Below are 24674 nucleotides of genomic sequence, written 5' to 3'. Positions count from 1 at the left end.
GGGCTCAGCCGGAGCGTGGGTGCAGCACGCAGAACTCGTTGCCCTCGGGGTCGGCGAGCACCACCCACGGGTGCTCGGCCTCGTCCGCGATGCGCGTGGCGCCCAGCCGCACCAGCCGCTCGACCTCGTCCTCCTGCGACCCGGTCACGGGGGCGAGGTCGAGGTGCAGCCGGTTCTTCCCGGCCTTGGCCTCGGCGACGGGCTGGAAGAGCAGGATCGGCCGCCCGTCACCCGTGCCGACCTCGACGTACTCCACCTCGTGGGCGTCCCGCCACCGGCCGCGCACCTCGGCGCCGAGTGCCGCGCACCAGAACTCGGCGCACCGCTCGGCATCGAGGCAGTCGACAGCCACGGCAATCACGTTGCTACGCATGGCCGGATCCTGGCGCACTTCGGGTCTCGGTGGCGGTCACGATGCTTCCCGTGCCGAACTGGTGGTCGCACTGACGGCCCGGTGCCGGGTGCCCTGGCGGCAACGACCGTCCGAGCGGGCGAAGTCGACACAGGAGGGGTTCGGCGCGGTCGCGGCCCCGCTCACGTCGATCTCGGCCGCTCCACTGGCCCGCCCGGGTCCGCACCGTCCTCCGCGAGCTGCGAACCCTCCTGGCCGACGCGCCGGCACCACGCGTCTCGCGCTGGGCCACAGCGCCCAGGAGGGTCAGCCGGGCCGGTAGTCCAGCCGGAGGGTGTCGGTGCGGTCGGCCCACTGCAGGTCGAGGGTCCAACAGCCGGGCGCGGGCAGGTCGAGTGTGGACGGTCCGGGCCCACCGGGCACCTCCCGCACCACCGGAGGCTCGGCGCCGCGGTGGGCGAGGATCCGCAACGGGCCCGGCGGCGCCGGGTCCCGGGCCACCCAGAGGATCTTGTTGGCCCGGTCGGGCGCGGGCGGGGCGCTGTACGGGGCACCGAACAGGACTGCGAGGATCCGGCCGCTGTCGCCGAGCACGAACGGCGCCGCCGGCTCGGGTTCGCTGAAGCCGGTGCGGGCCCACTCGGGCAGCACCGCGGGTGCCACGGTCGCGACACACGCCGGCGGGGCCGCCGGTTCCGCACGCCGCGCGCCGAACCCGACCGGTACGAGCACGGCGACCGCCGCAACGGCGGCAACGGTGCCGGTCACCTGCGCCGCGAGCCGGGCACGGGCCCGGCGGCGACCGGCCTGCACGATCTCGTCCACGGGCGCGTCCTGCACGTCGAGCCCGGACGCGGCGCGCCGGAGCAGCGTGGCGATGTCGTCCTCGGTCATCCCGGCTCCTTCTCGGCGGTGGGCAGGAGGTCGGCGAGGGCGGGGTCGGCGGCGAGCAGCGCGATCGCCCTGGCGGTACGGCTCTTCACGGTGCCGGGCGGGACACCGAGGACGTCCGCGGTGCGGCGTTCCCCGAGATCGGCGAAGAAGCGCAGCACCACGACCTGCCGGTGCTCGCGGCTCAGCCGACCCAGTGCCGCGCCGACGGCGGTGCGCAGCAGGATGTCGGGCTCGGGATCGGGCCGGCGGGCCGGCTCGGGAAGCTCGGCGTGCGGCACCTCGCCCCGCCAGCGCCGGCGCCTGCCCCTGGCGACGCCGTTGACCAGCACGCGGTAGGCGTAGGCCTCCGGGTCGTCGGCGGCACGCACCCGCGACCACGCCGCGAAGCAGCGGCTCAACGCGTCCTGCGCGGCGTCCTCGGCGTCGGGGCGGCTGCAGCCCAGCAGCACGGCGGCCCGCACGAGCGGCCCGTAACGCGCGGCGGCGAAGGACCGGAACCCCTCGTCGTCGCGTCCCACTCTGTCCTCCTCGCGAACGTCGTCTACGGGGAGGAGTACCTGGGTCGGCTGTCCGGTTCCCTCCCTGAGGTACTGATCGTCGCCGCTGCCCGGCGCAGTTCGGGCGCCACAGCGAGCACGGCGTCCGCGCGGGCCCGCAGATCATCGGGTCCGCGCAGGCCCAGCAGGTCCTCGACGGCCGCCCGGAACGCGGCCGCGCCGCTGCGCTGCACGCTCACCGGGGCGTCGGCGGTGAGGATCTGCAGGCAGCGGGCGAACGTCGCGATGATCCAGAAGACGGCCTCCCGGTGGTCGCCGCCGTCCACGAGGCACCTGCTCCCGTCGATGGCGATCGGCCGCGCGGCGGCGGTGATGTCGCCGGTGAAGAAGAACGGGGTGCGGGCGACGGCCACGGCCTCGTCGAACACAGTGGCCAGCCGGTCGAGGTGGCGCCGCACGGTCTCGGGACGGCACGCGGCGCAGCCGAGGACCGCCAGCAGCCTCTCGTACAGCGCGTCCAGGTCGCAGGCGCCCAGCACCTCCCGCGCGGCCAGGTAGCGCAGGCGGACCGTCGGGTTGCGGCACGCGGCCACCAGCACGACGTGCGCCGGCAGGCTGGCGGGGAACATCCACGCCGCCACCTGCTCGTGCCAGGTTCGCGACGGGTCGAGCGCGGCGAGCCGGGACTCGAGCGTCGTGATGACGTTCTCGCACCGCAGCCGCACCGCGGCGGGATCGGCGAAGGACGGCGCGATCGTCGCGTGCAGCAGCCGCAGGTGCCCGGTCGGATCGAGGATCACCTGGTCGCGCGCGAAGCAGTGCGCGAGGTGGTAGGAAGTGGCGACCGTGCCGACGTCGGCCACGAGGCTCCAGGGCAGGTAGGTGACGTCGAGCAGGGCACCCCGATGGCGGATCTTCCCGGGCTTCGGTGGCACCGGCTCAACCGCCAGCACGACCATCACGTCCACGTCGGACCACGGCGGGTGCTCGGCCGTCGCGGGCCGGGAGGCGACCGAGCCGCTGAAGAACGCACCACGGAAGCCGGGAGCCGTGGGACCGTGAGCGAGCACCCAGCTCCGCCCGGCCGCGAGCGCGTCGGCGACCAGCACGGCGCGCTAGTTGTAGTGCTCCTCGAACAGCACGCTGACCGACTCGCCGTTGTGGATCCGCCGCACCGCCTCGGCCAGCGCAGGCGCGATCGAGAGCACCGTCAGCTTGGCGGCCCGCTCCGCTCCCGGCACCGGCACGGTGTTCGTGCAGACGATCTCCGCGACGTCCTCGCGCTCCCCGATGCGCGCCAGCGCGCCGTCGGTGAACAGGCCGTGGGTGCAGGCCACGCGCACCGATGCCACGTGGTGCTCGGCGAGCCGGTCGAGCAGCTCCAGGATGGTGCTGCCGCGGGCGATCTCGTCGTCGAGCACCACGACGTCCTTCCCTGCGACGTCGCCGATGATCGAGCTGATCACCACCTTGTCGTCGGCCAGCCGTTCCTTCGCGGCGGCCGCCACCGGCAGGCCCAGCAGCCGGGCGAACCGCGACGCCTCCTTCGCGTTGCCCAGGTCCGGGGAGACGACGACGGAGTTGCCCAGATCGCTGCCCCGGAAGTGACCCGCGAGCTCGTGCAGGGCGTGCAGGTGGTCGACCGGCACCCCGAAGAACCCGTGGACCTGCGGCGAGTGCAGCGTCATCGTCAGGACCCGGTCGGCGCCTGCGGTCTGCAGCAGGTCGGCCACCAGCCGCCCGGCGATCGAGATCCGCGGGGCGTTCTTCTTGTCCGAGCGGGCGTAGGCGTAGTGCGGCATGACCACGGTGATCCGGGCCGCCGACGCCCCGCGCGCGGCGTCGAGCATCAGCAGCAGCTCGACGAGGTTCTCCTGCACGGGCGGCACGAGGGGCTGCACGACGAACACATCACGCTCGCGGCAGTTGGCGAGCAGCTGTACTTCGAGGCAGTCGTTGGCGAACCGCGTGACCCGCGACGGGGCGAGCGGCACGTCGAGGTGGTGGCAGATCGCCGCGGCGAGCTCCCGGTGGGCCGAACCGCTGAAGATGGTGATCTCGTGCATCGCTGCCCCCCGGCGACCATCGGGCTCAGGGACGGTTGGGACCAAAGCTTTGCACAGGAGCGGGTCAGGCCGGCTGGGGCATCCAGGTGTCGCGGCACCCGTCGAGCAGTGGCGCCTGCATCCGGGCCCACGGGGACACGTCGGAGTCGGCGGCGCGCGCGTCGGAGACGAACGACTCCCAGCTGCACCACTCCCAGGAGTCCACCTCAGCGGGCTGCGGGCGCGGCTCCCCCACCAGCGTGCACACGAACACCGGGCACAGCTCGTTCTCCTCGACCCCGCCGGACGAGGCCCGGTAGGCGAAGTCGGGCAGGACCAGCCGGAGGTCTTCGGCACCCATCCCGAGCTCGTCGGCCAGCCGGCGCCGCACGGCGTCCTCGGGCGCCTCGCCCGGGGCCGGGTGGCCGCAGCAGGTGTTGGTGCGGACGCCGGGGAACGTGCGCTTGTCCCGGGCCCGCCGCGTGACGAGCAGCCGGCCCGACGCGTCGAAGCCGTAGCAGGAGAAGGCGAGGTGCAACGGGGTGCTGGCGCTGTGGACGGTGGCCTTGTCGGCCACTCCGATCGGGCGTCCGTCCTCGTCGAGGAGAACTACCTGCTCAGGCGGTGCGGAAGTCACGGCATTCACCTTCGCCAGTCTGGCTGATCGTCCGGTCTCACGCTCGGAGCTTCACCCACTAGCGGGCGGTGGCACCGCGGCCGGGCACGAACCGGCCGCCGCGGGCGCCCACCGGCTTGCCCTCCTCGGCGATCAGGTTCCCGCGCAGGTAGGTCCGCACGGCGAGGCCGCGCACCCGGCGCCCGTCGAAGGGAGTCCAGCCAGCCTTGGACAGTACGTCCTGGTTGCGCAGCGTGCGCTCGCCCGAGGGGTCGACCAGCACGAGATCCGCGTCCGCGCCCGGCGCGATCCGGCCCTTGCGCGGCCACAGCCCGTAGGTGCGGGCCGGGTTCTCCGCGTACACCCTGACGACGTCCTCGTAGGACAGATGCCCGCGTGCCACCGCGTCCAGCAGCAGCGACATCGTGCTGTCCAGGCCGGGGAGCCCGAAGTGGACGTTCCAGATGTCGCCTGCCCGCTTCTGCTCCAGGGTGGAGGGCGCGTGGTCGGTCGACATGTGGGTGAGCGTGCCGCGCCGCAGCAGCTGCCACATCTGCGTCTCGTCGTCGTCGGTACGGGCCCGGGCGGGCGGGGTGAACTTGCGCAGCGCGCCCTGCTCGAGCACCTCCTCCTCGCGGAGCAGGAAGTACTGCGGGCAGGCCTCGGCCGCCAGCCGCCCGCCGCGGGCGCGCTCCTGCGCCACGTACTCGGCCACCTCGGGGTGGCTGACGTGCGCGATGGTGGCCGTGGCCCCGGTGCGCCGCACGAGCAGGGCAGCGACAGCGGCCGCGACCACCTCGGCATCCCGGTTGCGCCACTCGGGCAGCAGCCCGCCGTCGTCGCGGCCGGCCTCCCGCAGGAGTTTCTCGGCGGCACCGGTGAGCGACTCGTCCTCACAGTGCATGAGGCTCACGGCGTCGACGAGCGCCGTCTGCGTGAGGTGCTCCTTGAGCGCCGCGGCGTCGTGGCCGGGCACGCCGTGGGTGGTGCACGTGAACACCTTGAAGAAGGCGACGCCGGCAGCCGCGAGATCCGCCACGGCCGATGCCCGCCCGGGCCACGCGTGCGCCGCGAGCCCGTAGTCCACGTTGGACCGCTCGCGCAGGTACTCACGCTTGGCGAGCAGATCGTCCACACTCACCACCGGCTGACCGTGGCTGTGCTCGATGATCGTGGTCACGCCGGAGGCGGCCGCGGCGCTCGTGCCGGTCGGGAAGTCCTCCCGGTCGGTGCTCCCCGGGTCCATGAGGTGCACGTGCGTGTCGACGCCACCGGGAAGCACCAGCAACCCGCCGGCGTCCACGGTCTCGCGGGCCGACGGCTGGTCCGGTCCGACATAGCTGATCCGGCCGTCCTGCACGGCCACGTTCGCACGGCGACGTCCCTGTGCGGTGACCACCGTTGCGCCTGCGACGACGAGGTCCATGTCGGGCATCTGGTCCGTCCTTGGTCGTGGGCTACGAGTAGCGCAGGTCCGCGCTGCTGGCGAACCAGTCGGGCGAGCCGGTCGCCGAATTGATGATCACGCTCTGGGTGCGGGTGTAGCCGCGGTAGGAGTCCCAGCCGTTCTCCGAGCCGATACCGCTGTCCTTCGACCCGCCCCACGGCGACGCGGGGTCGATGCGGTGGTGGTCGTTGATCCACACGATGCCGATGTCGAGCTGGTCGGCCACGCGCACGGCACGTCCGACGTCGCGGGTCCAGACGGACGCGGCGAGCCCGAACGGGCAGTCGTCGGCCTGAGCGATCGCGTCGGCCTCGTCCCGGAACGGGCGGACGAGGGTGACCGGGCCGAAGACCTCGTCGTACCAGAGGTCGTGGGCCGGGGTGACGTCGGCGACGACCGTCGGCTCGTAGAACCAGCCGTCGGCGAACCGCGGGTCGTCCGGTACGCGGCCGCCGCACAGCACCGAGGCGCCCTGCTCCCGCGCGCGGTCGACGGCAGCTGCCACCTTCTCCCGCTGCGGCCCGGAGACGAGCGGGCCGATCTGCGTCTCGGGGTCGAGCGGGTCGCCCAGCCGCAGCCGCGTCGTGCGCTCGACGAGGCGCTCCACCACGGCGTCGTACCTGCTCTCCGCGACCAGTACCCGGGCTCCCTGCACGCAGGTCTGCCCGGTCGCGATGAACGCCGCGAAGAGCGCGCCCGCGACCGCCTCGTCGACGTCCACGTCGTCGAAGACGATGACGGGCGCCTTGCCACCGAGCTCCGCGGTGACCGGGATGAGCGCGCGGCCCGCGTTGGCCGCCACCACCCGCCCGGTCTCGGTGCCGCCGGTGATGTCGAGCTTGTCGAGGCCCGGGTGCTCGGACAGGAACCGGCCGGTGGTGGCGCCGAGGCCGGTGACCGTGTTGACCACGCCCGCCGGCACTCCCGCCTCCTCCAGCAGCCCGACGAGCGCCGTCGGCACCGCGGGGCCGAGCTCGCTCGGCTTCACCACGATGGAGTTGCCGGCCGCCAGAGCCGCCGACAGCTTCTTCATCGTGATCAGCAGCGGGTGGTTCCACGGCGTGATCAGGCCGGCCACACCGAGCGGGACGCGCCGCACCACGTTGAGGTAGCCGCTCCCGAAGTCGGGCGCGGTCCCCTCGGCCGACTGCGCCACCGCACCGAAGTACTCGAGCCACTCCGGCAGGCGGCGCAGCTGGGCGCGCATCTCCCGGATCGGGCGCCCGATCTGCAGGGTCTCCAGCCGGGCGTAGGAGTCGATGCGTTCGGCGAGCAGCGCGGCCGCGCGGTTGAGGATGCGGGCCCGGTCCCGTGGCCGCATCCCGCACCAGCGCCGGTCCTCGAACGCGGCCCTGGCCGCGGCGACGGCGGCGTCCACATCGGCGGCGCCGGCGTGCGCGACCTCGCACAGGTGCTCCCCCGTGGCCGGGTTGCGCAGGGGGAACGTCGCGCCGTCGGCGGCAGCGGTCTGCTTCCCGTCGATGTGCAGCAGGAGGGGCTCCGCCAGGATGCTGTCCGTCACTTCCCGTCGTCTCCCTGCGGCCTGCCGAAGAGCCGTTCGGCGTTGACGTGCGCGATCGACTCGATCTCCGCGTCGCTCAGCTCCAGTCCCGCCAGCTGCTCGTCGACACCGCCCGCGCCCATGTCGAACGGCATGTCGGTGCCCAGCACCACGCGGTCCGAGCCGACCTGCTCGATGAGGAAGCGCACGGCGGCCGTGCTGTGGGTGAGGGTGTCGAAGTGGAACCGGCGCAGGTACTCACTCGGCGGGAGCTCGCAGCCCTTCGCCTCCGGCCGCACCCGGTGCCCGTGGTCGAGCCGGCCCACCTGGTAGGGCAGGTGTCCGCCGCCGTGGACCAGCACGACGTCGAGGCCGGGCAGGGCGTCGAGGGTGCCCGAGAAGATCAGCCGGGACGCGCAGACCGCGGTCTGCCAGGGGTTGCCCTGCAGGTTCGTCAGGTAGAAGTCGGTGAGCCAGTCACCCGTCGCGCCCACGTAGTACGGGTGCACGAGCAGCGGGACGGACAGCTCCTCCGCCGTGGCCAGCACGGGCCGCAGGCTGTCGTGGTCGAGCGGGAGCCCCTCGATGTGCGGGCCCACATGGGCGCCGCGGAACCCGTACTCCGTGACGCACCGGCGCAGCTCCGCCACCGCAGCACGGGGATCCTGCATCGGCAGGGCCGCCAGCCCGGTGAACCGGTCGGGCGCCTGGGCGACCATCCCCGCGATGGCGTCGTTGACGACCCGCGCGGCCTCGACGGCCTGGGCGGCCTCGATCCAGTAGAGGAACATCGTCGGCGCCACGGACAGGACGGCGGCGTCGATGGCGGCGGCGTCCATCGCCTTGAGCCGCACCTGCACGTCGTGGAACTCGGGGAGCAGCGGGTAGCGGTAGCCCTGCGGGTGCACCACCCAGGGCGCGCCGTCGCGCTCCGCGATCGCGATGCCGTCCGGGGCCGTTCCGGCGTACATCGCGTCCACCAGTGCCGGGGGGATGACGTGGGCGTGGGTGTCGACGGATCTCACAGTGCCTCCAGAACTTCCCCGGCCGGGGCGACCCAGCCGAATGCCTGCCGGATGACGGTCAGCGCCGCCTCGTGCGCCTGCCGGTCCATCGTGTCGACGCAGTCCTCCACCACCACCGGTGCGTAGTCGCGGGTGTTCGCCGCGACGGTGGTGGCCAGGACACAGCTGTTGGTGTTCACGCCCGTCAGCAGCAGAGTGTCGAGCGACCGGGAACGCAGCACGTGGTCCAGGTCGGTGGCCGCGAAGCAGTCGTAGCGCTTCTTACCCGTCACCACGAGGTCGTAGTCCTCGTCGTAGACCTCGGGCATCAGCTCGAGACCGGGGCTACCGGGCAGCTGGTGGCGCAGCACGCCTGCGCGGCTGGCATCGGTGTCGGCGACCGCGGCCCACCAGGGGTTGGAGGCGATCTCCGCGACGGACCGGTAGGAGGTGACGACGTGCACCACCGGCACCTCGCGGCGCCGGACCTCGTGGAGGAACTCGGCGTTGGCCTTCGTGACGCGGGCGGCCGCATCGGCGGGCAGCGGCATCGTGGCCACCGCGGGGTCGAGATGGCCGCGGTGCAGGTCGATGGTCACGACGGCGGGGCGCCGGCCGGTCAGTAGGGGGAGGGTCATGCCGCAGCGGCCTCCTTCGGGTGGGAGCGGCGTTCGATCTGTCCGGAGGGCAGCACGTAGTCGACGACGTCCTCGGCGGGCTTGCCCTCGGTGCGTTCGAGCAGCCAGTCGGCGGCGTAGGTCAGCCAGTTGGGGCCCAGTGCCACCGACGGCGTCGGCAGGGACAGCGCGTGCCTGCCCTGCTGGTAGACGAGCATCGGGGCGGGGCTGGGGCAGCGCCGCGCCAGGTCGTAGCTGTGCTCCATGGGCGAGAGCTCGTCCTCGTCACCCGCCACCACCAGCCACGGCGCCGACATCTGCCCGATCAGGGGCCGCAGGTCGATCTGCTCGGCCATCGCGTCGAACGCGGCCTCGTCGTGTTCGAGGCCGGACATCCACATGTAGCGGGCCTTGAACGAGGGCGAGGCCATCTCGAAGATCATGTGGCAACCGGGCTCGTGGCAGACGAGGCCGACCGCCGAGCCCCGCAGCGCCGGCTGGGTGGCCGCGATCTGCGACATCCAGTACGAGCCGAAGGAGAGCCCGAAGCCGACGATGCGCTCGGAGTCGACCTCGGGACGCGAGCGGCACCAGTCGACGATCTTCTCGCCGGCCTCGATCCAGGCGGTGGGGGTGAACTTCACACCGCGCACCGGGGCCTCGCCCTGTCCCGGCCCGTCGAACGCCAGCACCGCGAACCCGCGTTCGAGGAACTTGTCGCCGTACAGGTTGACGTTGAGCTCCTTCGGGGCGTCCATGCCGCCGCAGGAGATGACCGTGGGGAGCGTCCCGCTCGTGTAGCCGCGGGGCAGGTGGAACCAGGCCGGGACGGCGCCGCCCTCGAACGGGATGTCCACCCGCTCGACGTGGTGGTCGGCCAGCTCGGCGTAGGCCTGGTAGCAGGCGTTCTTGCGGTCGTCGAGCGCCACGAGCTGCGGGCAGTCCTGCCAGATCGGCCATTCCGCGGTGACGTAGAGCAGCGCGGCGTGGAACCAGTGCTCGCGCGCCGGTACAGTCGGCGAACTTGTGGATGCGCGACTGCGCCACCCGGAAGTCCGGCATGGCGTCCACGCCCATCGGACGCAGGGTGTAGGCCACGCGGGGCTGGTCCCACTCCAGCCCGTCGGTGCGCAGCACGGAGTCGGTGATCCAGCGCTGCTCACGCCACCGGCGTGGGCCGAGCTGTCGCTGGTCCATGGTCACGCCACCCCTTCCGAGGAGTGCAGGGAGCGGGTCGGGACGCGGGCGTTCGCGAACTTGCCGACGTCGACGAAGAGCAGGGCGACCACCCCGAGCAGCGGCAGCACGGTGAGCTGCCAGACCGCGGCGCCACCCCAGCCCGCTGCGGCGACCAGCGCGGAGAAGACGTAGCCGGCGAACGCGGCCGGGATGTAGAACGCGCTCACGTAGACGCCCGACGCCCGGCCGATCAGGTGCGGACGGACCGCGCGCTGCATCGCCGAGTAGATGTTGACGAACAGGAACCCGCTGGCGATCGCGCCTTCGGCGAACGAGAGCACGTACTGGGCGGTGGCGCCGGTCGGGCCGTTGAACAGCAGGTACCCGACCACGGCGCCCGCCACCAGGGACACGATCATGACGGTGCGCTGGTTGAAGCGGTCCCCGAGCCAGCCCGCCGGGATCCCCAGCAGTGCGCCGAGCCCGAACATGCTCGCGGCGAGCGCGGCCTGCCCGCTGGTCCAGTGCAGCTGGGTGACCAGGAACGTGGGGTAGAGCCCGATGTAGCCGTACATCGAGATCCCCACCACGACGCCGGCGGCGCCCAGCGCCACGATGTTGCGGTTGTAGAGCCGCACCGGCACGTGGTCGACGTCCGGTCGCCGGTCGAGGTCCCCGGCCACCTCCTTCCGCTCGGTGAAGGCCTTGCGGATGACCACCGCGATGAGGACGCAGAACCCCAGCCCGATCAGGCCGTAGACGACGAACGGCACGCGCCACTGGTCGGTGCCGGCCAGCTTCGCGCCGATGAGCGGGCCGAGGAACCCGCCAAGGCCGTAGGCGAAGTTCAGGCTGCCCAGCGCCAGCGAGCGGTTGGCGAAGAAGTAGGCCCCGACCGCCGCGAACAGCGCGGCGTTCTGCAGCGCCTCCCCCACCCCGGACAGCGCCCGGTAGGCGAGCATGTCCCAGAAGCCGGCCGCAACCGCCGTGAGCAGGGTGAATCCCGAGTAGATCAGGATCCCGACGATGATCACCGTCTTGCGGGAGAGCCGGTCGAGCAGGTAGCCGGCGGGAACGCCGGAGACACCGATCCCCAGCGTGAAGATCGTCGCCAGCAGGCCGCCCTGGCCGAGCGAGAAGCCGTACTCGGCACGGATCGGCGTCAGCAGGACCGGGAAGACCTGCCGATCCATCGCATTGACGACGTAGGACCCCGCCAGCACGACGAGACTGGTGATCGCGACGGCCGTGGTCAGGCGGGCCACGCCGGCCGACCGGCCGACGGCGCCTTCCACTTCGGTACGAGCCACGGCAACGCCCTTCTTCACGACAACCTTCGATTTTGCATCATATAAAGTGCAGACTGCAGGGCGTCAAGGTGAGGAGAACGTGGGATGACCAAGCCGTGTCTGGCAGTGGGCTCGCTGGGGGGCACCATCACGATGACCAGCGGTGCCGACGGCGCGGGAGTCACGCCCTCCCTCACCGTCGCCGACCTGCTGGCGGCGGTGCCTGCGCTCGCGGGCTCGACCGAGCTGCAGACGCGCACCCTGGCCTCCGCGCCGGGCGCGTCGCTGACCTTCGGCGACCTGTTCACGGCACTGGACTGGGCCCGCTCCGCCGTCGACGCCGGGGCCGCGGGAGCCGTTCTCGTCCAGGGCACGGACACCCTGGAAGAGACCTCCTACCTGCTGGACCTGCACTGGGACCGGGAACAGCCGCTCGTGCTCACCGGGGCCATGCGCTCGCCCCGCCAGGCAGGCGCCGACGGTCCGGCCAACATTCTCGCGGCCTCGGCGGTGGCGACCGCACCGTCGTCCCGTGGCCTCGGCGTCCTGGTCACCATCAACGACGAGGTTCACGCGGCGGCCCGCATCCGCAAGGCCGACAGCACCGCCATGGACGCCTTCACCTCGGCGCCGTTCGGGCCGCTCGGCCGCATCATTGAGGGGAACGTCACCTACGCGAACCGGCCCCGGCGCTGGGCGCCCCTCCCCCGCCCGGCCGGCGCCCACGTCCCGCGGGTGGCGCTGCTCGAGAGCAGTCTCGGCGACGACGGCACCCTGCTGCGCATGGTGTGCGAGGCGGGATACGACGGCGTCGTGCTCTCCGCCTTCGGTGCGGGCCACGTGCCCGCCGCTGTGGCCGACGTCGTGTCCGAGGCGGTCGAGAACGGCCCGGTGCTGCTCGCCAGCCGTACCGGGAAGGGCTCGGTGCTCTCCCACACCTACGGGTTCGCCGGCTCCGAGGAGGACCTGCTCGCGCGCGGGGTGATGCCGGCCGGCTGGCTCGACGGGCGCAAGGCGCGCATCCTGCTGTGGTCACTCCTGGCGACCGGATGTCCCCTGAGCCGGATCCGTGAGGTGGTGGCCGCGCGAGGCGGACATCCCGGAGGTCCGGATCAGTTCTAGAATCCCCGGACAACCGCACAGGGTGGAGGCATCGTTGACCCTCAGTAACCTGAGGCCGGTCGGCCGGTCCAGGACGGCCCACGAGTACGTGCTGGCCACACTGCGCTCGGCGATCCTGGGCGGCACCCTCGCCGGGGGTACGCGGCTGGTGCAGGCCGAGCTGGCCAGCCAGCTGGGAGTGAGCACCACACCGGTCCGCGAGGCCCTGCGCGACATGGCCAGCGAGGGCCTGGTGGTCTTCGACCCGCACCGTGGTGCGATCGTGCGGCCCCTCGACATGGAGGAGGTCCGCGAGATCTACGAGCTGCGGATCACGCTCGAACCGCTGATGGTCCGCCGCGTCGTCGACCACATCACCGACGAGCAGCTCGACCGCGCCGAAGCGCTCGCGCTGCGCATGCAGACCGAGACGAACCTGTCGACCTGGGTGGAGCTGAACCGCGACTTCCACGCCGTGTTCAGCGAGATCGGTGAGGGCAGCAGGCTGGCCGGGATGCTGGCGAGCCTGCGCGACAGCGCGTCGGCCTACGTCAGCCTGTCGCTCGAGGCCCGGCCGGAGCAGGTGCCCCAGGCCAACCACGAGCACGACGAGCTGGTCCGGCTCTACCGCGCCCGCGACGCCGACGGGGCGGTCGGGCTCACCGTGGCGCACCTGCGCTCCACCCTCGCCGCGATCGAAGAGGCACACGAGCGCGGCGGCATCCGCTGACGGGGCGGGCTCACAGCCCGCCGCGGGACACCAGCTGGCGCACGATCACGTTGCGCTGGATCTCGTTGGTGCCCTCGCCCACGATCATCAGCGGGGCGTCACGGAAGTAGCGCTCCACGTCGAACTCGGTGGAGTAGCCGTAGCCGCCGTGCACCCGGATCGCGTCGATGGCCACCTGCATCGCGGTCTCCGAGCAGAAGAGCTTCGCCATCCCCGCCTCGAGGTCGGCCCGCTCGGCCGAGTCGTAGCGCTGCGCAGCGTGCAGCAGCAGCTGGCGGGCGGCGGTGATCCTCGTGCCCATGTCGGCGAGCAGGTTGCCCACCGACTGGTGCTGCCAGATGGGCTTGCCGAAGCTCTCCCGCTCCTGGGCGTAGCGCAGCGCGTCGTCGAACGCGGCGCGCGCGACGCCGGTGGCCCGGGCGGCGACCTGGATCCGGCCGATCTCCAGCCCGCGCATCATCTGCGCGAAGCCGCGGCCCTCCACCCCGCCGAGCAGCGCGCCGGCCGGCACCCGGCAGTCGTCGAAGGACAGCTCGCAGCTCTCGACGCCCTTGTACCCCAGCTTCGGCAGGTCCGCGGACACGGTGAACCCCGGGACCTTCTCCACCAGCAGCACGCTGATCCCGCTGTGCGCGGGCTGCGCCTGCGGGTCGGTCTTGCACAGCAGCGCGACCACGCCGGCGCGGCGGGCGTTGGTGATCCAGGTCTTGCCGCCGTTGATCACGTAGGAGTCGCCGTCGCGGCGGGCGACCGTGCGCATGGCCTGCAGGTCCGAGCCGCCGCCGGGCTCGGTGAGCGCCATCGTGGCGCGCAGCTCACCGGTGGCCATCCGCGGCAGGTAGCGCTGTTTCTGCTCCTCCGTGCCGTGGTCGAGCAGCAGCTTCGCCACCACGGTGTGGCCGCCCATCGCACCGGCCAGGCTCATCCAGCCCCGCGACAGCTCCTCGGTGACCATCGCGTAGCACGGCGTCGACACACGCACGTCCCCGTAGGGCTCGGGGATCGCCAGCCCGAAGATCCCCAGCTGCTTCATCTGGTCGATCAGCTTCTCGGGGTAGGTGTTGCTGTGCTCCAGCTCCCGCGCCACCGGCCGGACGTCACGGTCGACGAAGTCGCGGACCGTGTCGACGATCGCCGACTCCTCGGCGTCGAGTGTGTGCATGGGACGACCTCCCCCGCTCGCGGACCCTCCCGACCAGACAACCACGGCCGATCGCTCGACGCCGCTCCGTCAGGCGAAGCAGCCGATCGGGCCGCCGTTGAACGCCACCATGTCCGGCCACACCACCGCCAGGGAGAGCGGGGCGCCGAGCGGGTTGCCGTCGAGCTCGGAGTAGGCCCGGTGCAGGTTGCCGACCAGCCGCTCACTCTCCTGCCAGGCGGCGAACCGGTTGTCCCGGGCGGCCGTGGCCACTTCCAGCGGGCTGCGGCCCGCGGCGTGCCCGTCGCGCGCCACGGCGTCGACGAACGCGACGTACTCCGCCATGTCGTCGAGCAGCTCACCGACCTGGTCGCCCCGCCGGACCGGGCCGTGGCCCGGCACGAGCACCTCGGGCCGGAGGTCGCGGATCACCTCGAGCGCCGCCGGGTAGCCCGCGACGCTGCCCTCCGCCAGGAACGGCTGGCCGCCGGCGAAGGCGAGGTCCCCCGCGAACAGCGTGCGCTGCTCGGGCAGCCAGACCAGCACGTCGCTGCGGGTGTGGGCCGGTCCGACGTGGATGAGCTGCACCTCGCGGTCGGCGAGGTGCAGCGTCATGCTGTCGGTGAAGGTCAGGTCGGGCGGGCGGACCTCGATGTGCCCGTAGTCCGGGCCGGCCAGGACCTGCGCGGCGAGCAGACCGGCGGCGAGCGCGTCCTCCCGGCAGGTGACGTGCCCGATGATCGGGGTGCCTGCCGGCATCAGCCAGTTGCCGAAGGTGTGGTCGCCGTGGTGGTGGGTGTTCACCAGCGCGCGCGGCTCCCGGTCGCTGACCGTCTCCACCGCGGCCAGCAGCGCGCGGTTGCGCGCCTCCGTCGAGGTGGTGTCGACCAGGAGGTACCCGCCGTCCCCGCCGGTCACGACGCCGGTGTTGTTCACCATCCAGCTGCCGTCCGGCTGGACGTAGGCGAAGGCGCCGGGCGCCACCTCGACGAGCTCGGGTGACGGCAGTGATCGGGATGTCATGACGTCATTCTGGCCATGCGGTAGATCTAGGCGGCGTCCAGCATGTGAAAGAGCAGCAGCAGCTGGGTGATCGCCAGCGGTTCGCTGCGCTGCTCGGCGCCGAGCACGCCCAGCCCGTCCGGCACGTCACCGGGCTGGTCGAGCAGCGCCCACATCGCCTTCTCGAGGCTGCGGCTCTCCTCGGTGGGGACGTAGCCGTGCACGTGCAGCGTGTCGACCGGCCTGCCGTCGGTGTCGCGGCACAGCTTCACGTGCATCGTCCGGTGGTTGGCCAGCACGCCACCGAGGTCGGGATGGCGGATCGTGGGCCGGAGCACGAGCTCGGCGGAGAGCGGGGTGCCCGGCGGATCGTCGCGCACGGCGATCGGCGCGAACCGGACGACGATGTCGGCGTGGCTGCGCTGCGGGCGGATGTGGGCCTCCGACTCGGAGGTCCGCCGGTCGAGCTCGGCGAGCACCTGCTCGCGGGAGTAGCCCCGCGCCGAGGTGTCCCGGGCCAGCTTCCAGCCGCGGCGGATCTCCTCCGGCGGGTCGAGGAACACCGTGACGTCGAAGCAGGCGCGCGAGAGCTTGCTGTGCAGCGGGAGCAGGCCCTCCACGATGATGTACCGGTTGGGCTCGACGCGTTCGGGCCGGGCCAGCTTCCCTGTGGAGTGGTCGTACACCGGCTTGAGGATGGGCTGGCCACTGGCCAGCAGCTGCAGGTGCTGCTCCATGATGTCGAGGTGGTTGCAGTCGGGATGCAGCGCGGTGAAGGGCAGGTCGCGCCGCTCGGCCCGGTCGTACCGGTGGTAGTCGTCCACGCAGATCGAGACGCAGTTGTCGGGGCCGAGTGCCTGCACCAGCCCGCGGGTGAGGGTGGTCTTGCCGGCCGCACTGTCCCCCGCGATCGCGAGCATCACCGGGCGTGAGCCAGGGCCGGCACGCACGATCCGGAACGCCTTGTCCGCCATGGACCGACCGTAGGCCGGTCCGAACGTCACGGAGTCCCCCGCAACGGGGGTCGGGCGGGGGATCCGCACGTACGAAGGCTGTTCGGCCGGGGGCCATGGACCTATCGTCGGTAGATGACCGGGCCGCTTCGCATCGTCCTCGTGGACGACCACGAGATGGTCCGCCACGGCCTGAAGGCGATGCTCGCGCCGTTCCGCAGCCGGGTCAGGGTGGTCGGCGAGGCCGAGGGCGCCGACGACGCGGTCCCGCTGGTCGACGGCCTGGACCCCGACATCGTGCTGTCCGACGTCCGGCTGAACGGGGCGAGCGGCCTCGACCTGTGCCGCCGGCTCTGCCAGGAGCAGGCCGGGCGGCGGGTGGTGCTGCTGTCGGTGTACGACGACGAGCAGTACCTGTTCCAGGCGCTGCGGGCGGGGGCAGCGGGCTACCTGATCAAGCGCATCACCGGCGAGGACCTGGTGCGCCACCTCGAACTGGTGCACTCCGGCGAGACCGTCATCGACCCCGGACTGGCCGGCCGTGCCGTCGCCTCGGCGGCCCGGCTGCACAGCGGGGAGTTCTGGCCCGGAGCGCGTCACGGCCTCACCCACCGCGAGAGCGAGGTGCTCTCGCTGATCGTCAGCGGCCTGTCGAACCGGGCGATCGCCACCCGCCTGACGGTCGGCGACGAGACGGTGAAGAGCCACCTGCGCTCCATCTACCGCAAGCTCGTGGTGAACGACCGGGCCGGTGCCGTGGCCGCCGCTCTGCGCGAAGGCATCTTCCAGTGACCACGGCACGGCGGCCCGCGCTCGGCGGTCTCGCCGACCTCGAGGCGGAGAACGCGCTGCTGCTGGCCATCGTGGAGGCCACCTCGTCGGGCCCGGAGGTCGAGCCGCTGGCCGCCGCCGTCGCCCGGTTGATCGTGGAGGCCACGGCCACCGACGTCTGCTTCGTGCACGTGCTCGACGACGCGGGCCGCTCGCTCACCCTCGCCGGTGCGACCCCGCCGTTCGACGCCGAGGTCGGCCGGGTGCGGTTGCCGATCGGGATCGGCATCGCGGGCTGGGTCGCGGCGCACGGGGAGCCCGCCGTGCTCGTCGACGACAAGCACGCGGACGCGCGCTACCTGCCGATCCCGGCCCTGCGCGGTGCCGACTACACCTCGATGGCGTCGGTGCCGATGACGAGCGACCTGGCCGGCCTGGTCGGGGTGCTCAACGTGCACACGGTGGCCCGCCGCGAGTTCACCGCCCGCGACATCCGGCTGCTCACCTCGATCGGCAGGCTGGTGGCGGGTGCCCTGCACTCCGCGCGGCTGCACCGCAGGCTCGCCGCGAGGGAACGCGCCCACGAGCAGTTCACCGAGCAGGTGATCGCCGCGCAGGAGACCGAGCGGCGCCGGCTCGCGGGCGACATCCACGACGGCATCTCCCAGCGCCTGGTCAGCCTCGGGTACCACCTCGACGCGGCGGCAGGCACGCTGCGCTCCGACCCGGCGTACGCGCAGCAGCAGCTGATCCGCGCCCGCGAGCTGGCCGACATCACGGTGGACGAGGCCCGGATCGCCGTCGGCGGCCTGCGCCCACCGGTGCTCGACGACCTCGGGCTCGCCGGGGGCCTGTCCAGCCTGTGCCGGACGGTGCCCGATCTCGACTGCGAGCTGGACCTCGGCGACGACCGCCTGCCCGAACACGTCGAGATCGCGCTGTACCGCATCGCCCAGGAGGCGCTGCAGAACGTGCAGAAGCACGCCAGGGCCACCCGCGTGGAGCTGCGGTTCGCCGTGCGGGCCGGCACGGCCCGGTTGGAGGTCGGCGACGACGGCTGCGGGTTCGACACCGGGCCGGGCGGGTTCGAGGCGCGCGACCTGGAGCCGGACGCCCCGGGCTACGGGATGCGGAGCATGGCCGAGCGGGCCGAGCTCGTGGGCGGCACCCTGACCGTGAGCTCGCGCCGCGGCTCGGGCACGACGGTCACGGTGACGGTCCCGACGCCGTAAGGACTCTCCCCAGGTCAGCGGGCCGCCGGTGGCGCCGTCCAGCCCAGCTCCGGGTGTGTCAGCAGATGCTTCACGAACATGTCGGTGGACGCCGTGGCGTGCCGGTGGCTCACGGCGTGCCACGGGCGGTGCAGTGGGGTGCCCGGCATCGGCAGCTCCACCAGCTCCCCGCCCTCGAGCTGCCGGGCCACGGCCTGCCGGGACGCGAGCGTCACGCCCAGCCCCGCCTCGGCCGCCGCGATCACCGCACCCGGCGAGCCGAGGACAAGCGTCGGGGGGTCGGCCTCCAGCGCCGCGAGGAGCGCCTCGCAGGTGGCGCGGGTGCCCGAACCGGCTTCGCGCATCAACCACGTCGCGTCGGCCGGGGAAAAGCCGTCGGCCGACCTCGGCGACCCCACCACGACCAGGCTGTTGGCGCTGACCGCGCGGATCCCGTCCGCCAGGTCGTCGGGCGGACGCCCGGCGAGCACGAGGTCGACCTCGTGCTGGGCGAGCAGCGGCCACACCCGCGCCCGGTGGTCGACCTCCAGCTGCAGCGTCACGTTCGGATGGCGCTTGTGGAACGAGGCGAGCAGCGCCGGGACGACGTGCTCCCCCGCCATCGTCACAGCGGCCAGCCGGAGCAGCCCCCGCTCCGGGTCGGCCTCGCCGCGCGCCGCGGCCATCGCCTCGTCGTGCAGGCCCAGGATGCGGCGGGCGTAACCGGCGTAGCGCTCCCCGGCGGGGGTGAGCAGCACCCCGCGGCCGTTGCGGCGCACGAGCGGCACCCCCACGTCCGCCGCCAGTGCGCTGACCGCGGCCGAGACCGACGACTCGGTGACCACCAGGCGCTGGGCAGCGCCACGCACCGAGCCGGCGTCGGCCAGCTCGACGAGTGCCCGCAGGCGGGCGTTGGTGGTCACACGAGCATGGTCCCGGACCCACCACCTCCGGCGGTACCCCGCTCACCCGGCTCTGAACTGCCCGGATGGGGGTCGAACACCCGGCTCGCGAGCAGGTCGGCCGCCTCGATCGTGGTGAGTGCGTCGCGGTCGACCCGCTGGTCCGCCCCGTCGACCAGCCGGCGCGCCTGGCGCAGCCGGGCCCGTTCCACGGCGTTGCGGACGCTGCGCGCGTTGGCGAAGCGGGGGCGGGCCATCCGCCGTTCCAGGTAGTCGCGCAGCACCGGCCGGGCATCGGCGGCGAACACGTACCCCAGCTGGTCGGCCATCCGGTCGGCGATCTGCTCCAGCTCGTCGGCGGTGTACGCGGGGAAGGTGATGTGGTGGGCGATCCGCGAGCTCATGCCCGGGTTGCTGCGGAAGAACACGTCCATCTCGGCGGCGTAGCCGGCGAGGATGACCACCACGTCGTCGCGGTGGTTCTCCATCACCTGCAGGAGGATCTCGATGGACTCGCTCCCGTAGTCCCGCTCGTTCTCCGCCTTGTGCAGGTAGTAGGCCTCGTCGATGAACAGCACGCCGCCCATCGCGCGCTTGAGGACGTCACGCGTCTTGGGCGCGGTGTGCCCCACGTACTGCCCGACCAGGTCGTCGCGCGTGACGGTGACCAGGTGCCCGCGGCGCAGGTAGCCCATCCGGTGCAGCAGGCCCGCCATCCGCAGCGCCACCGTCGTCTTGCCGGTGCCCGGGCCGCCGGTGAAGCACATGTGCAGGTTCGGCGGGGCGGTCGTGATGCCGAACCGCGCACGGGTGCGGTCCACGAGCAGCAGCGCGGCGATCTCGGCGATCCGCGCCTTGACCGGCGCCAGCCCCACCAGCTCGGCGTCGAGCGCGGCGAGCACGTCGTCCACCCCGGTGGCGCTGCGCTCGGCGGCGAGGTCGACCACCGCGTCGGGGGCCAGCAGGGGTGGCGCCCCGTCGTCGTCCGGCGTGACCTCCGGCTCGGGCGCCACCGCACCACCCGGCATCGCGAAGCCCGGCCGGGCGCCGGCGCTCACGCGAGCCCCCGACCCGGTTGCAGCAAAGCCACTTTCACGCAACCTCGTGGCATCAACGTGGCTTTCCTGCAACGGGGCTCGGGCCGTACCGCTCGCCCTGCGGCCGGTCCGTCGCGTAGGACGTGGTGGTGTAGGTGATCCGCCGGTCCGCGCCCTCGTGGCGCTCCAGCCGGAAACCGGGCTCAGGCTCGGGGCGCTGCACGATGAACGACAGCGCGGTCGTCTGCCTGCCGAGCCGGGCGTCGTAGGCGTTGAGTTTCACGTAGCAGTCGGGGTGGGCGGTGCGGCAGGCGTCCACCTCGAGCATCACTCCGGCCGGGTCGGCCAGGTCGAACATCGGCAGCCCCCACATCTCCCAGTAGGTGTTGCGCGGGTGCGGGTCGTCGGTGAACTCCACCGACAGCGGCCAGCCGTTGTCGAGGCAGTACCCGATCTGCGCTGTGATCTCGGCGGCGGTCAGGTCGGGAAGGTGGGAAAAGGTCCCCTGGGTGATGCGCACGGGAGGCTCCTCAGACCCCGGTGGGCGTGGCGACCACGTCCGGGGTGTCGGTGGAGGCGTAGTCGAACGTGATGTCGCCCCAGGTGGCCAGCGCGACGTCGAGCTCGCGGCAGCGGCTGCCTGCCGTCTTGAGGATCTCGGGGCCCTCGACCATGACGTCGCGCCCCTCGTTGCGGGCCTTGATCATCGCCTCGACGGCGACCCGGTTGGCGGTGGCTCCCGCGGCGATGCCCATGGGATGGCCGATCGTGCCGCCACCGAACTGCAGGACGACGTCCTCGCCGAGGTGGTGCAGCAACTGGTGCATCTGGCCGGCGTGGATCCCGCCGGACGCCACCGGCATCACGCCGGGCAGCGACGCCCAGTCCTGGTCGAAGTACAGGCCCTTCACCGGGTCGGCGGGCACGTGGTCGAGCCGCAGCGTGTCGTAGAACCCGGCGACGATCGTCGGGTCGCCCTCCAGCTTGCCCACGACGGTGCCGGCGTGGATGTGGTCGACCCCGGCGAGGCGCATCCACTTGGAGACCACCCGGAAGCTCACGCCGTGGGTCTTCTGCCGCGTGTAGGTGCCGTGCCCGGCCCGGTGCAGGTGCAGCAGCACGCCGTGGCGGCGCGCCCACGCGCTCATCGACTGGATCGCGGTGTAGCCGACCGTCAGGTCGAGCATCACGATGACGCTGCCGAGCTCGCGGGCGAAGTCCGCGCGCTCGTACATCTGCTCCATCGTGCCTGCGGTGACGTTGAGGTAGTGGCCCTTGACCTCCCCGGTCGCCGCCTGCGCGCGGTTGACCGCCTCCATGCAGAACAGGTACCGGTCGCGCCAGCGCATGAACGGCTGGGAGTTGATGTTCTCGTCGTCCTTCGTGAAATCGAGGCCGCCGCGCAGGGCCTCGTAGACGACGCGGCCGTAGTTGCGGGCGGACAGCCCGAGCTTGGGCTTGGTGGTCGCCCCCAGCAGCGGGCGGCCGTACTTGCCCAGGCACTCCCGCTCCATCACGATCCCGTGCGGCGGCCCGGCGAACGTCTTCACGTACTGGGTCGGGATCCGCATGTCCTCCAGGCGCAGGGCCTTGAGCGCCTTGAAGCCGAACACGTTGCCGATGATCGAGCTGGTCAGGTTGGCGATCGAGCCTTCCTCGAACAGGTCGAGGTCGTAGGCGATCCACGCGATGTACTGCCCCGGCGAGCCGGGCACGGCCTCGACCTGGTAGCACTTGGCCTGGTAGTGCTCGTGGGCGGTGAGCCGGTCGGTCCAGACCACGGTCCAGGTGGCGGTGCTCGACTCCCCCGCCACGGCGGCGCCCGCCTCTTCGGGCGGCACCCCCTCCTGCGGGGTGATGCGGAAGGCACACAGGATGTCGGTGTCCTTCGGCACGTAGTCGGGCTGCCAGTAGCCCATCTCCGCGTAAGGGATGACGCCTGCACTCCACCGGTCCGACATGGCCCGAGCATGGGCCCCAACCCCTGACCGATCAATCAAGACTTCCGGGCCAACCATTCGCCATATGCTGAAGTATCGACCGCCCGACCGGCCCGGACCCCCGACTCTTGAGCGATCGGTTGACGGTTCGCGGCCGACTCTCCATGGACGGCCGGGGCGACCCGCGTCACCGTGGGAGCAGTGCCGGTCTCCCCCGGCCCCCTACGCGCCGACCGGGATGTGGTGACGGGCATGGACGCCGAGGACATCGCCCTGCTCGCCGGGGCGGCGCTGGCGATGGGCGACCCGGAGATCGGCCACGGGATGCTCACGGTGACCGTGGCGCCCACCGCGTGGTGCCAGGCACTGGAATGGGCGCGTGACGAGATCGGCTGCTCGTCCTTCGACTTCCTACGAGGCGCCGACGATCTCGGCGCCGATCCCCCCGGAGTCCTGGTGGTGGCGCACCTGCACTGCCCGGCGGGACGCCACCACCTGCTCCTGCGCACGCTCGTGCCGGCAGGCGACCTCCGGCTGCCCACCGCGACCGGTGTCCACCGCGGCGCGAGCCGACACGAGCGGGAGACCCACGAGATGTTCGGGGTGCACTTCACGGGCCACCCGTACCTGGACCCACTGCTGCAGGACGGCTCCGGGCGGGCCGAGTCAGGCCCGGGCGTGGACCGTGCTCGGCTCGGGCTGGTCGGAACCGTGGAGGTACTTCCCGCCCCGCAGCGCCGAGGCGACCGCCGCCACCAGGCAGGCCGCCGCGGCGAACCCCAGAGCCAGCGTGAGGCCGGCCGCGAAGGGCCCGGAGATCAGCTCGGGGAAGAACGCGCGCCCGGTGAGGAACTGCGCCTGCGACGGCGGCAGCGCGGCGAGCACCTGCGGGCCGAGTAGGTTCTGGATCGGGTTGTCGCCCAGCAGCGCGGCGAAGAGGGTGCCGACCGGCGGCAGGCCCGCCACCCGCGCCGCGACGTCGGCGGGGACGCCGTGCGCGACGAGGCCGGAGGTCAGGGCGCCGGGCAGCGTCCCTGACAGACCCACGATGAGCAGCGTGAAGAACACGCCGATCGACAGGACCGTGGCGGAGTTCTGGAACGTCGAGGTCATGCCGGCGCCGGCACCACGCTGCTCGGCGGGCAGGCTGTTCATGATCGCGGCGCGGTTCGGCGAGCTGAACAGCCCCATCGCCAGCCCGTTCAGCAGGAGCAGCACCGCGAACGCGCGGTAGTCGAAGTCGACGGGCAGCACGTCGAGCAGGAGGAAGCTGACGGCGGCGAGCACCATTCCCCCGGTCGCGAAGGCGCGTGCGCCGAACCGGTCCGAGAGGATGCCGGACACCGGTCCCGCGACCAGGAAGCCCACCGTCAGCGGCACCATGTAGATCCCGGCCCACAGCGGCGTCTGCTCGAAGTCGTAGCCGTGCTCGGGCAGCCAGATCCCCTGGAGCCAGATGATCAGGATGAACTGCAGCCCGCCCCGGCCGAGCGCGGCGAGCAGGCTGGCCAGGTTGCCGGCGGTGAAGGCCCGGATCCGGAACAGCGTCAGGCGGAACATCGGGTCGGGCACCCGGGTCTCGATCACCGCGAAGCCGATCAGCACGGCGACACCGCCGACGATCAGCCCGAGCACCGCCGGACTCGTCCACCCCATGACGTGCGTGCCGTAGGGCTGGATGCCGTAGGTGATGCCGGTGAGGACCGCGACGAGGCCCACCGCGAACGTGACGTTGCCCCACCAGTCCAGCCGGGCGGGCCGGCGAACCCCGGTCTCGCGCAGCTTGAGGTAGGCCCAGATCGTGCCGAACACCCCGACGGGCACGGACACCAGGAAGATCCAGTGCCAGTTCACCGGCGCGAGCACCCCGCCGATGACGAGCCCGAGGAACGAGCCGGCGATCCCGGCCACCTGGTTGATACCCAGTGCGAGACCACGCTGGTCGGCCGGGAACGCGTCGGTGAGGATCGCCGTGGAGTTGGCGAGCAGCAGAGCGCCTCCGACGCCTTGCAGCACCCGCATGCTGATCAGCCAGATCGCGGCGGCGGCACCGTGGGTCCAGGTGGCGGCCAGGAGCACGGAGAAGACGGTGAAGACCGCGAAGCCGAGGTTGTACATCCGGGTGCGCCCGAAGATGTCACCGAGCCGCCCGAAGCTGACCACGAGCACGGCGGTGACCACGAGATAGCCCATGATCAGCCAGAGCAGGTAGCTGATGTTGGCCGGCGCGAGCGGGTCGATGCCGATTCCGCGGAAGATGTCCGGCAGCGCGATGAGAAGGATCGACATGTTGATCGTGACGATCAACACTCCGATGGTCGTGTTCGAGAGCGCGACCCACTTGTAGCGCTCGTCCGGCAAAGTCCTTAGCATTACCAACAATATACGCCAGGGACGGGCCGAGCACCTCCCCCGCGGAGACCGGCTCCGGAGCGGAGGACCGTC

General features: G+C 72.3%; 24 protein-coding genes and 1 pseudogene. 5 read left to right on the top strand and 20 right to left on the bottom strand.

The annotated features are described in order from the left end of the window. Positions 1 to 4 precede the first annotated feature (4 nt). From ACQPZA_RS11605 to ACQPZA_RS11550, 12 genes are all read right to left on the bottom strand, one after another. On the bottom strand, positions 5 to 373 hold the full coding sequence (locus tag ACQPZA_RS11605; protein ID WP_433280390.1) for a VOC family protein: 369 nt from the start codon (positions 371 to 373) through the stop codon (positions 5 to 7). A gap of 285 nt (positions 374 to 658) precedes the next feature. Beyond that, positions 659 to 1246, bottom strand: coding sequence for a hypothetical protein (locus tag ACQPZA_RS11600; RefSeq protein ID WP_211175146.1), 588 nt, complete (start codon positions 1244 to 1246; stop codon positions 659 to 661). After that, complete coding sequence (locus tag ACQPZA_RS11595) at positions 1243 to 1764, bottom strand: SigE family RNA polymerase sigma factor (protein ID WP_169399684.1); 522 nt, start codon at positions 1762 to 1764, stop codon at positions 1243 to 1245. Before ACQPZA_RS11595 ends, ACQPZA_RS11600 begins: the two co-directional genes overlap by 4 nt. Before the next feature lie 23 nt (positions 1765 to 1787). Then, positions 1788 to 2852, bottom strand: a complete 1065-nt coding sequence (locus ACQPZA_RS11590; RefSeq protein ID WP_433280387.1) for a hypothetical protein — start codon at positions 2850 to 2852, stop codon at positions 1788 to 1790. A 6-nt stretch (positions 2853 to 2858) separates the two neighbouring features. Further along, positions 2859 to 3809 (bottom strand): ribose-phosphate diphosphokinase, encoded by a 951-nt coding sequence (locus ACQPZA_RS11585; protein WP_169399682.1) that lies wholly within the window; start codon positions 3807 to 3809, stop codon positions 2859 to 2861. Between the two features lie 64 nt (positions 3810 to 3873). Beyond that, entirely contained in the window at positions 3874 to 4425 is a 552-nt protein-coding gene (gene idi / locus ACQPZA_RS11580; protein WP_433280385.1) for an isopentenyl-diphosphate Delta-isomerase, read from the bottom strand. A 58-nt stretch (positions 4426 to 4483) separates the two neighbouring features. Further along, complete coding sequence (locus ACQPZA_RS11575; RefSeq protein WP_433280383.1) at positions 4484 to 5839, bottom strand: dihydroorotase; 1356 nt, start codon at positions 5837 to 5839, stop codon at positions 4484 to 4486. Positions 5840 to 5861: 22 nt separating this feature from the next. Beyond that, positions 5862 to 7373: an aldehyde dehydrogenase family protein gene (locus ACQPZA_RS11570; RefSeq protein WP_433280381.1), complete on the bottom strand. Its 1512-nt coding sequence runs from the start codon at positions 7371 to 7373 to the stop codon at positions 5862 to 5864. Beyond that, positions 7370 to 8377, bottom strand: a complete 1008-nt coding sequence (locus ACQPZA_RS11565) for an amidohydrolase family protein (protein ID WP_433280379.1) — start codon at positions 8375 to 8377, stop codon at positions 7370 to 7372. Before ACQPZA_RS11565 ends, ACQPZA_RS11570 begins: the two co-directional genes overlap by 4 nt. Next, positions 8374 to 8994: a cysteine hydrolase family protein gene (locus ACQPZA_RS11560; protein WP_433280377.1), complete on the bottom strand. Its 621-nt coding sequence runs from the start codon at positions 8992 to 8994 to the stop codon at positions 8374 to 8376. Before ACQPZA_RS11560 ends, ACQPZA_RS11565 begins: the two co-directional genes overlap by 4 nt. After that, complete coding sequence (locus ACQPZA_RS11555) at positions 8991 to 10136, bottom strand: alpha/beta hydrolase (RefSeq protein ID WP_433280375.1); 1146 nt, start codon at positions 10134 to 10136, stop codon at positions 8991 to 8993. Before ACQPZA_RS11555 ends, ACQPZA_RS11560 begins: the two co-directional genes overlap by 4 nt. A gap of 36 nt (positions 10137 to 10172) precedes the next feature. Further along, positions 10173 to 11462, bottom strand: coding sequence for an MFS transporter (locus ACQPZA_RS11550; protein WP_169396950.1), 1290 nt, complete (start codon positions 11460 to 11462; stop codon positions 10173 to 10175). A gap of 84 nt (positions 11463 to 11546) precedes the next feature. Between ACQPZA_RS11550 and ACQPZA_RS11545 the strand changes: the two genes are divergently transcribed. Continuing rightward, entirely contained in the window at positions 11547 to 12563 is a 1017-nt protein-coding gene (locus ACQPZA_RS11545; RefSeq protein WP_433280373.1) for an asparaginase, read from the top strand. A 34-nt stretch (positions 12564 to 12597) separates the two neighbouring features. Next, a complete protein-coding gene (locus tag ACQPZA_RS11540) occupies positions 12598 to 13272 on the top strand; it encodes a GntR family transcriptional regulator (RefSeq protein ID WP_169396952.1) in 675 nt (224 codons plus the stop codon). Between the two features lie 10 nt (positions 13273 to 13282). Here the strand turns inward: ACQPZA_RS11540 and ACQPZA_RS11535 are convergent, their stop codons facing one another. The 3 genes from ACQPZA_RS11535 to ACQPZA_RS11525 all read right to left on the bottom strand — a co-directional run bounded on the left by ACQPZA_RS11535 (position 13283) and on the right by ACQPZA_RS11525 (position 16389). Further along, positions 13283 to 14434 carry an acyl-CoA dehydrogenase family protein gene (locus tag ACQPZA_RS11535; RefSeq protein WP_169396953.1) on the bottom strand — a complete coding sequence of 384 codons (1152 nt, stop codon included), beginning with the start codon at positions 14432 to 14434 and terminating at the stop codon, positions 13283 to 13285. A gap of 69 nt (positions 14435 to 14503) precedes the next feature. Further along, a complete protein-coding gene (locus ACQPZA_RS11530) occupies positions 14504 to 15436 on the bottom strand; it encodes an MBL fold metallo-hydrolase (RefSeq protein ID WP_433280370.1) in 933 nt (310 codons plus the stop codon). A 26-nt stretch (positions 15437 to 15462) separates the two neighbouring features. After that, positions 15463 to 16389 carry a phosphoribulokinase gene (locus ACQPZA_RS11525; protein WP_169396955.1) on the bottom strand — a complete coding sequence of 309 codons (927 nt, stop codon included), beginning with the start codon at positions 16387 to 16389 and terminating at the stop codon, positions 15463 to 15465. 114 nt (positions 16390 to 16503) lie between these two features. Between ACQPZA_RS11525 and ACQPZA_RS11520 the strand changes: the two genes are divergently transcribed. Together ACQPZA_RS11520 and ACQPZA_RS11515 are read left to right on the top strand one after the other, a co-directional pair. Further along, complete coding sequence (locus ACQPZA_RS11520) at positions 16504 to 17160, top strand: response regulator (protein WP_433280368.1); 657 nt, start codon at positions 16504 to 16506, stop codon at positions 17158 to 17160. Further along, entirely contained in the window at positions 17157 to 18371 is a 1215-nt protein-coding gene (locus ACQPZA_RS11515) for a GAF domain-containing sensor histidine kinase (protein ID WP_433280366.1), read from the top strand. Before ACQPZA_RS11520 ends, ACQPZA_RS11515 begins: the two co-directional genes overlap by 4 nt. 14 nt (positions 18372 to 18385) lie before the next feature. Here the strand turns inward: ACQPZA_RS11515 and ACQPZA_RS11510 are convergent, their stop codons facing one another. Genes ACQPZA_RS11510 through ACQPZA_RS11495 form a run of 4 tightly spaced genes read right to left on the bottom strand, consistent with a single transcriptional unit; the run spans position 18386 to position 22250 of the window. After that, a complete protein-coding gene (locus ACQPZA_RS11510) occupies positions 18386 to 19273 on the bottom strand; it encodes a LysR substrate-binding domain-containing protein (protein WP_433280364.1) in 888 nt (295 codons plus the stop codon). Beyond that, a complete protein-coding gene (cbbX, locus tag ACQPZA_RS11505) occupies positions 19270 to 20310 on the bottom strand; it encodes a CbbX protein (RefSeq protein ID WP_433280362.1) in 1041 nt (346 codons plus the stop codon). The genes ACQPZA_RS11510 and cbbX overlap by 4 nt, the downstream gene beginning before the upstream one ends. Before the next feature lie 52 nt (positions 20311 to 20362). Further along, positions 20363 to 20809 carry a ribulose bisphosphate carboxylase small subunit gene (locus ACQPZA_RS11500; protein WP_169396959.1) on the bottom strand — a complete coding sequence of 149 codons (447 nt, stop codon included), beginning with the start codon at positions 20807 to 20809 and terminating at the stop codon, positions 20363 to 20365. Between the two features lie 10 nt (positions 20810 to 20819). Beyond that, positions 20820 to 22250, bottom strand: a complete 1431-nt coding sequence (locus tag ACQPZA_RS11495) for a form I ribulose bisphosphate carboxylase large subunit (RefSeq protein ID WP_433280360.1) — start codon at positions 22248 to 22250, stop codon at positions 20820 to 20822. Between the two features lie 231 nt (positions 22251 to 22481). Here ACQPZA_RS11495 and ACQPZA_RS11490 point away from each other — a divergent pair. Next, positions 22482 to 22814, top strand: a pseudogene (locus ACQPZA_RS11490) (NADH-quinone oxidoreductase subunit C); the annotation flags it as partial. An 81-nt stretch (positions 22815 to 22895) separates the two neighbouring features. On the opposite strand, the gene ACQPZA_RS11485 reads toward ACQPZA_RS11490, so the two are convergent. Beyond that, positions 22896 to 24602, bottom strand: coding sequence for an MFS transporter (locus ACQPZA_RS11485; protein WP_433280358.1), 1707 nt, complete (start codon positions 24600 to 24602; stop codon positions 22896 to 22898). Positions 24603 to 24674: the final 72 nt, after the last annotated feature.

Origin of the sequence: Pseudonocardia xinjiangensis (assembly GCF_050948425.1) — a bacterium.
GTDB lineage: Bacteria > Actinomycetota > Actinomycetes > Mycobacteriales > Pseudonocardiaceae > Pseudonocardia > Pseudonocardia xinjiangensis.
The sequence above is the reverse complement of the archived record's forward strand: the minus strand, read 5'-3'. Positions and strand labels throughout refer to the sequence as shown.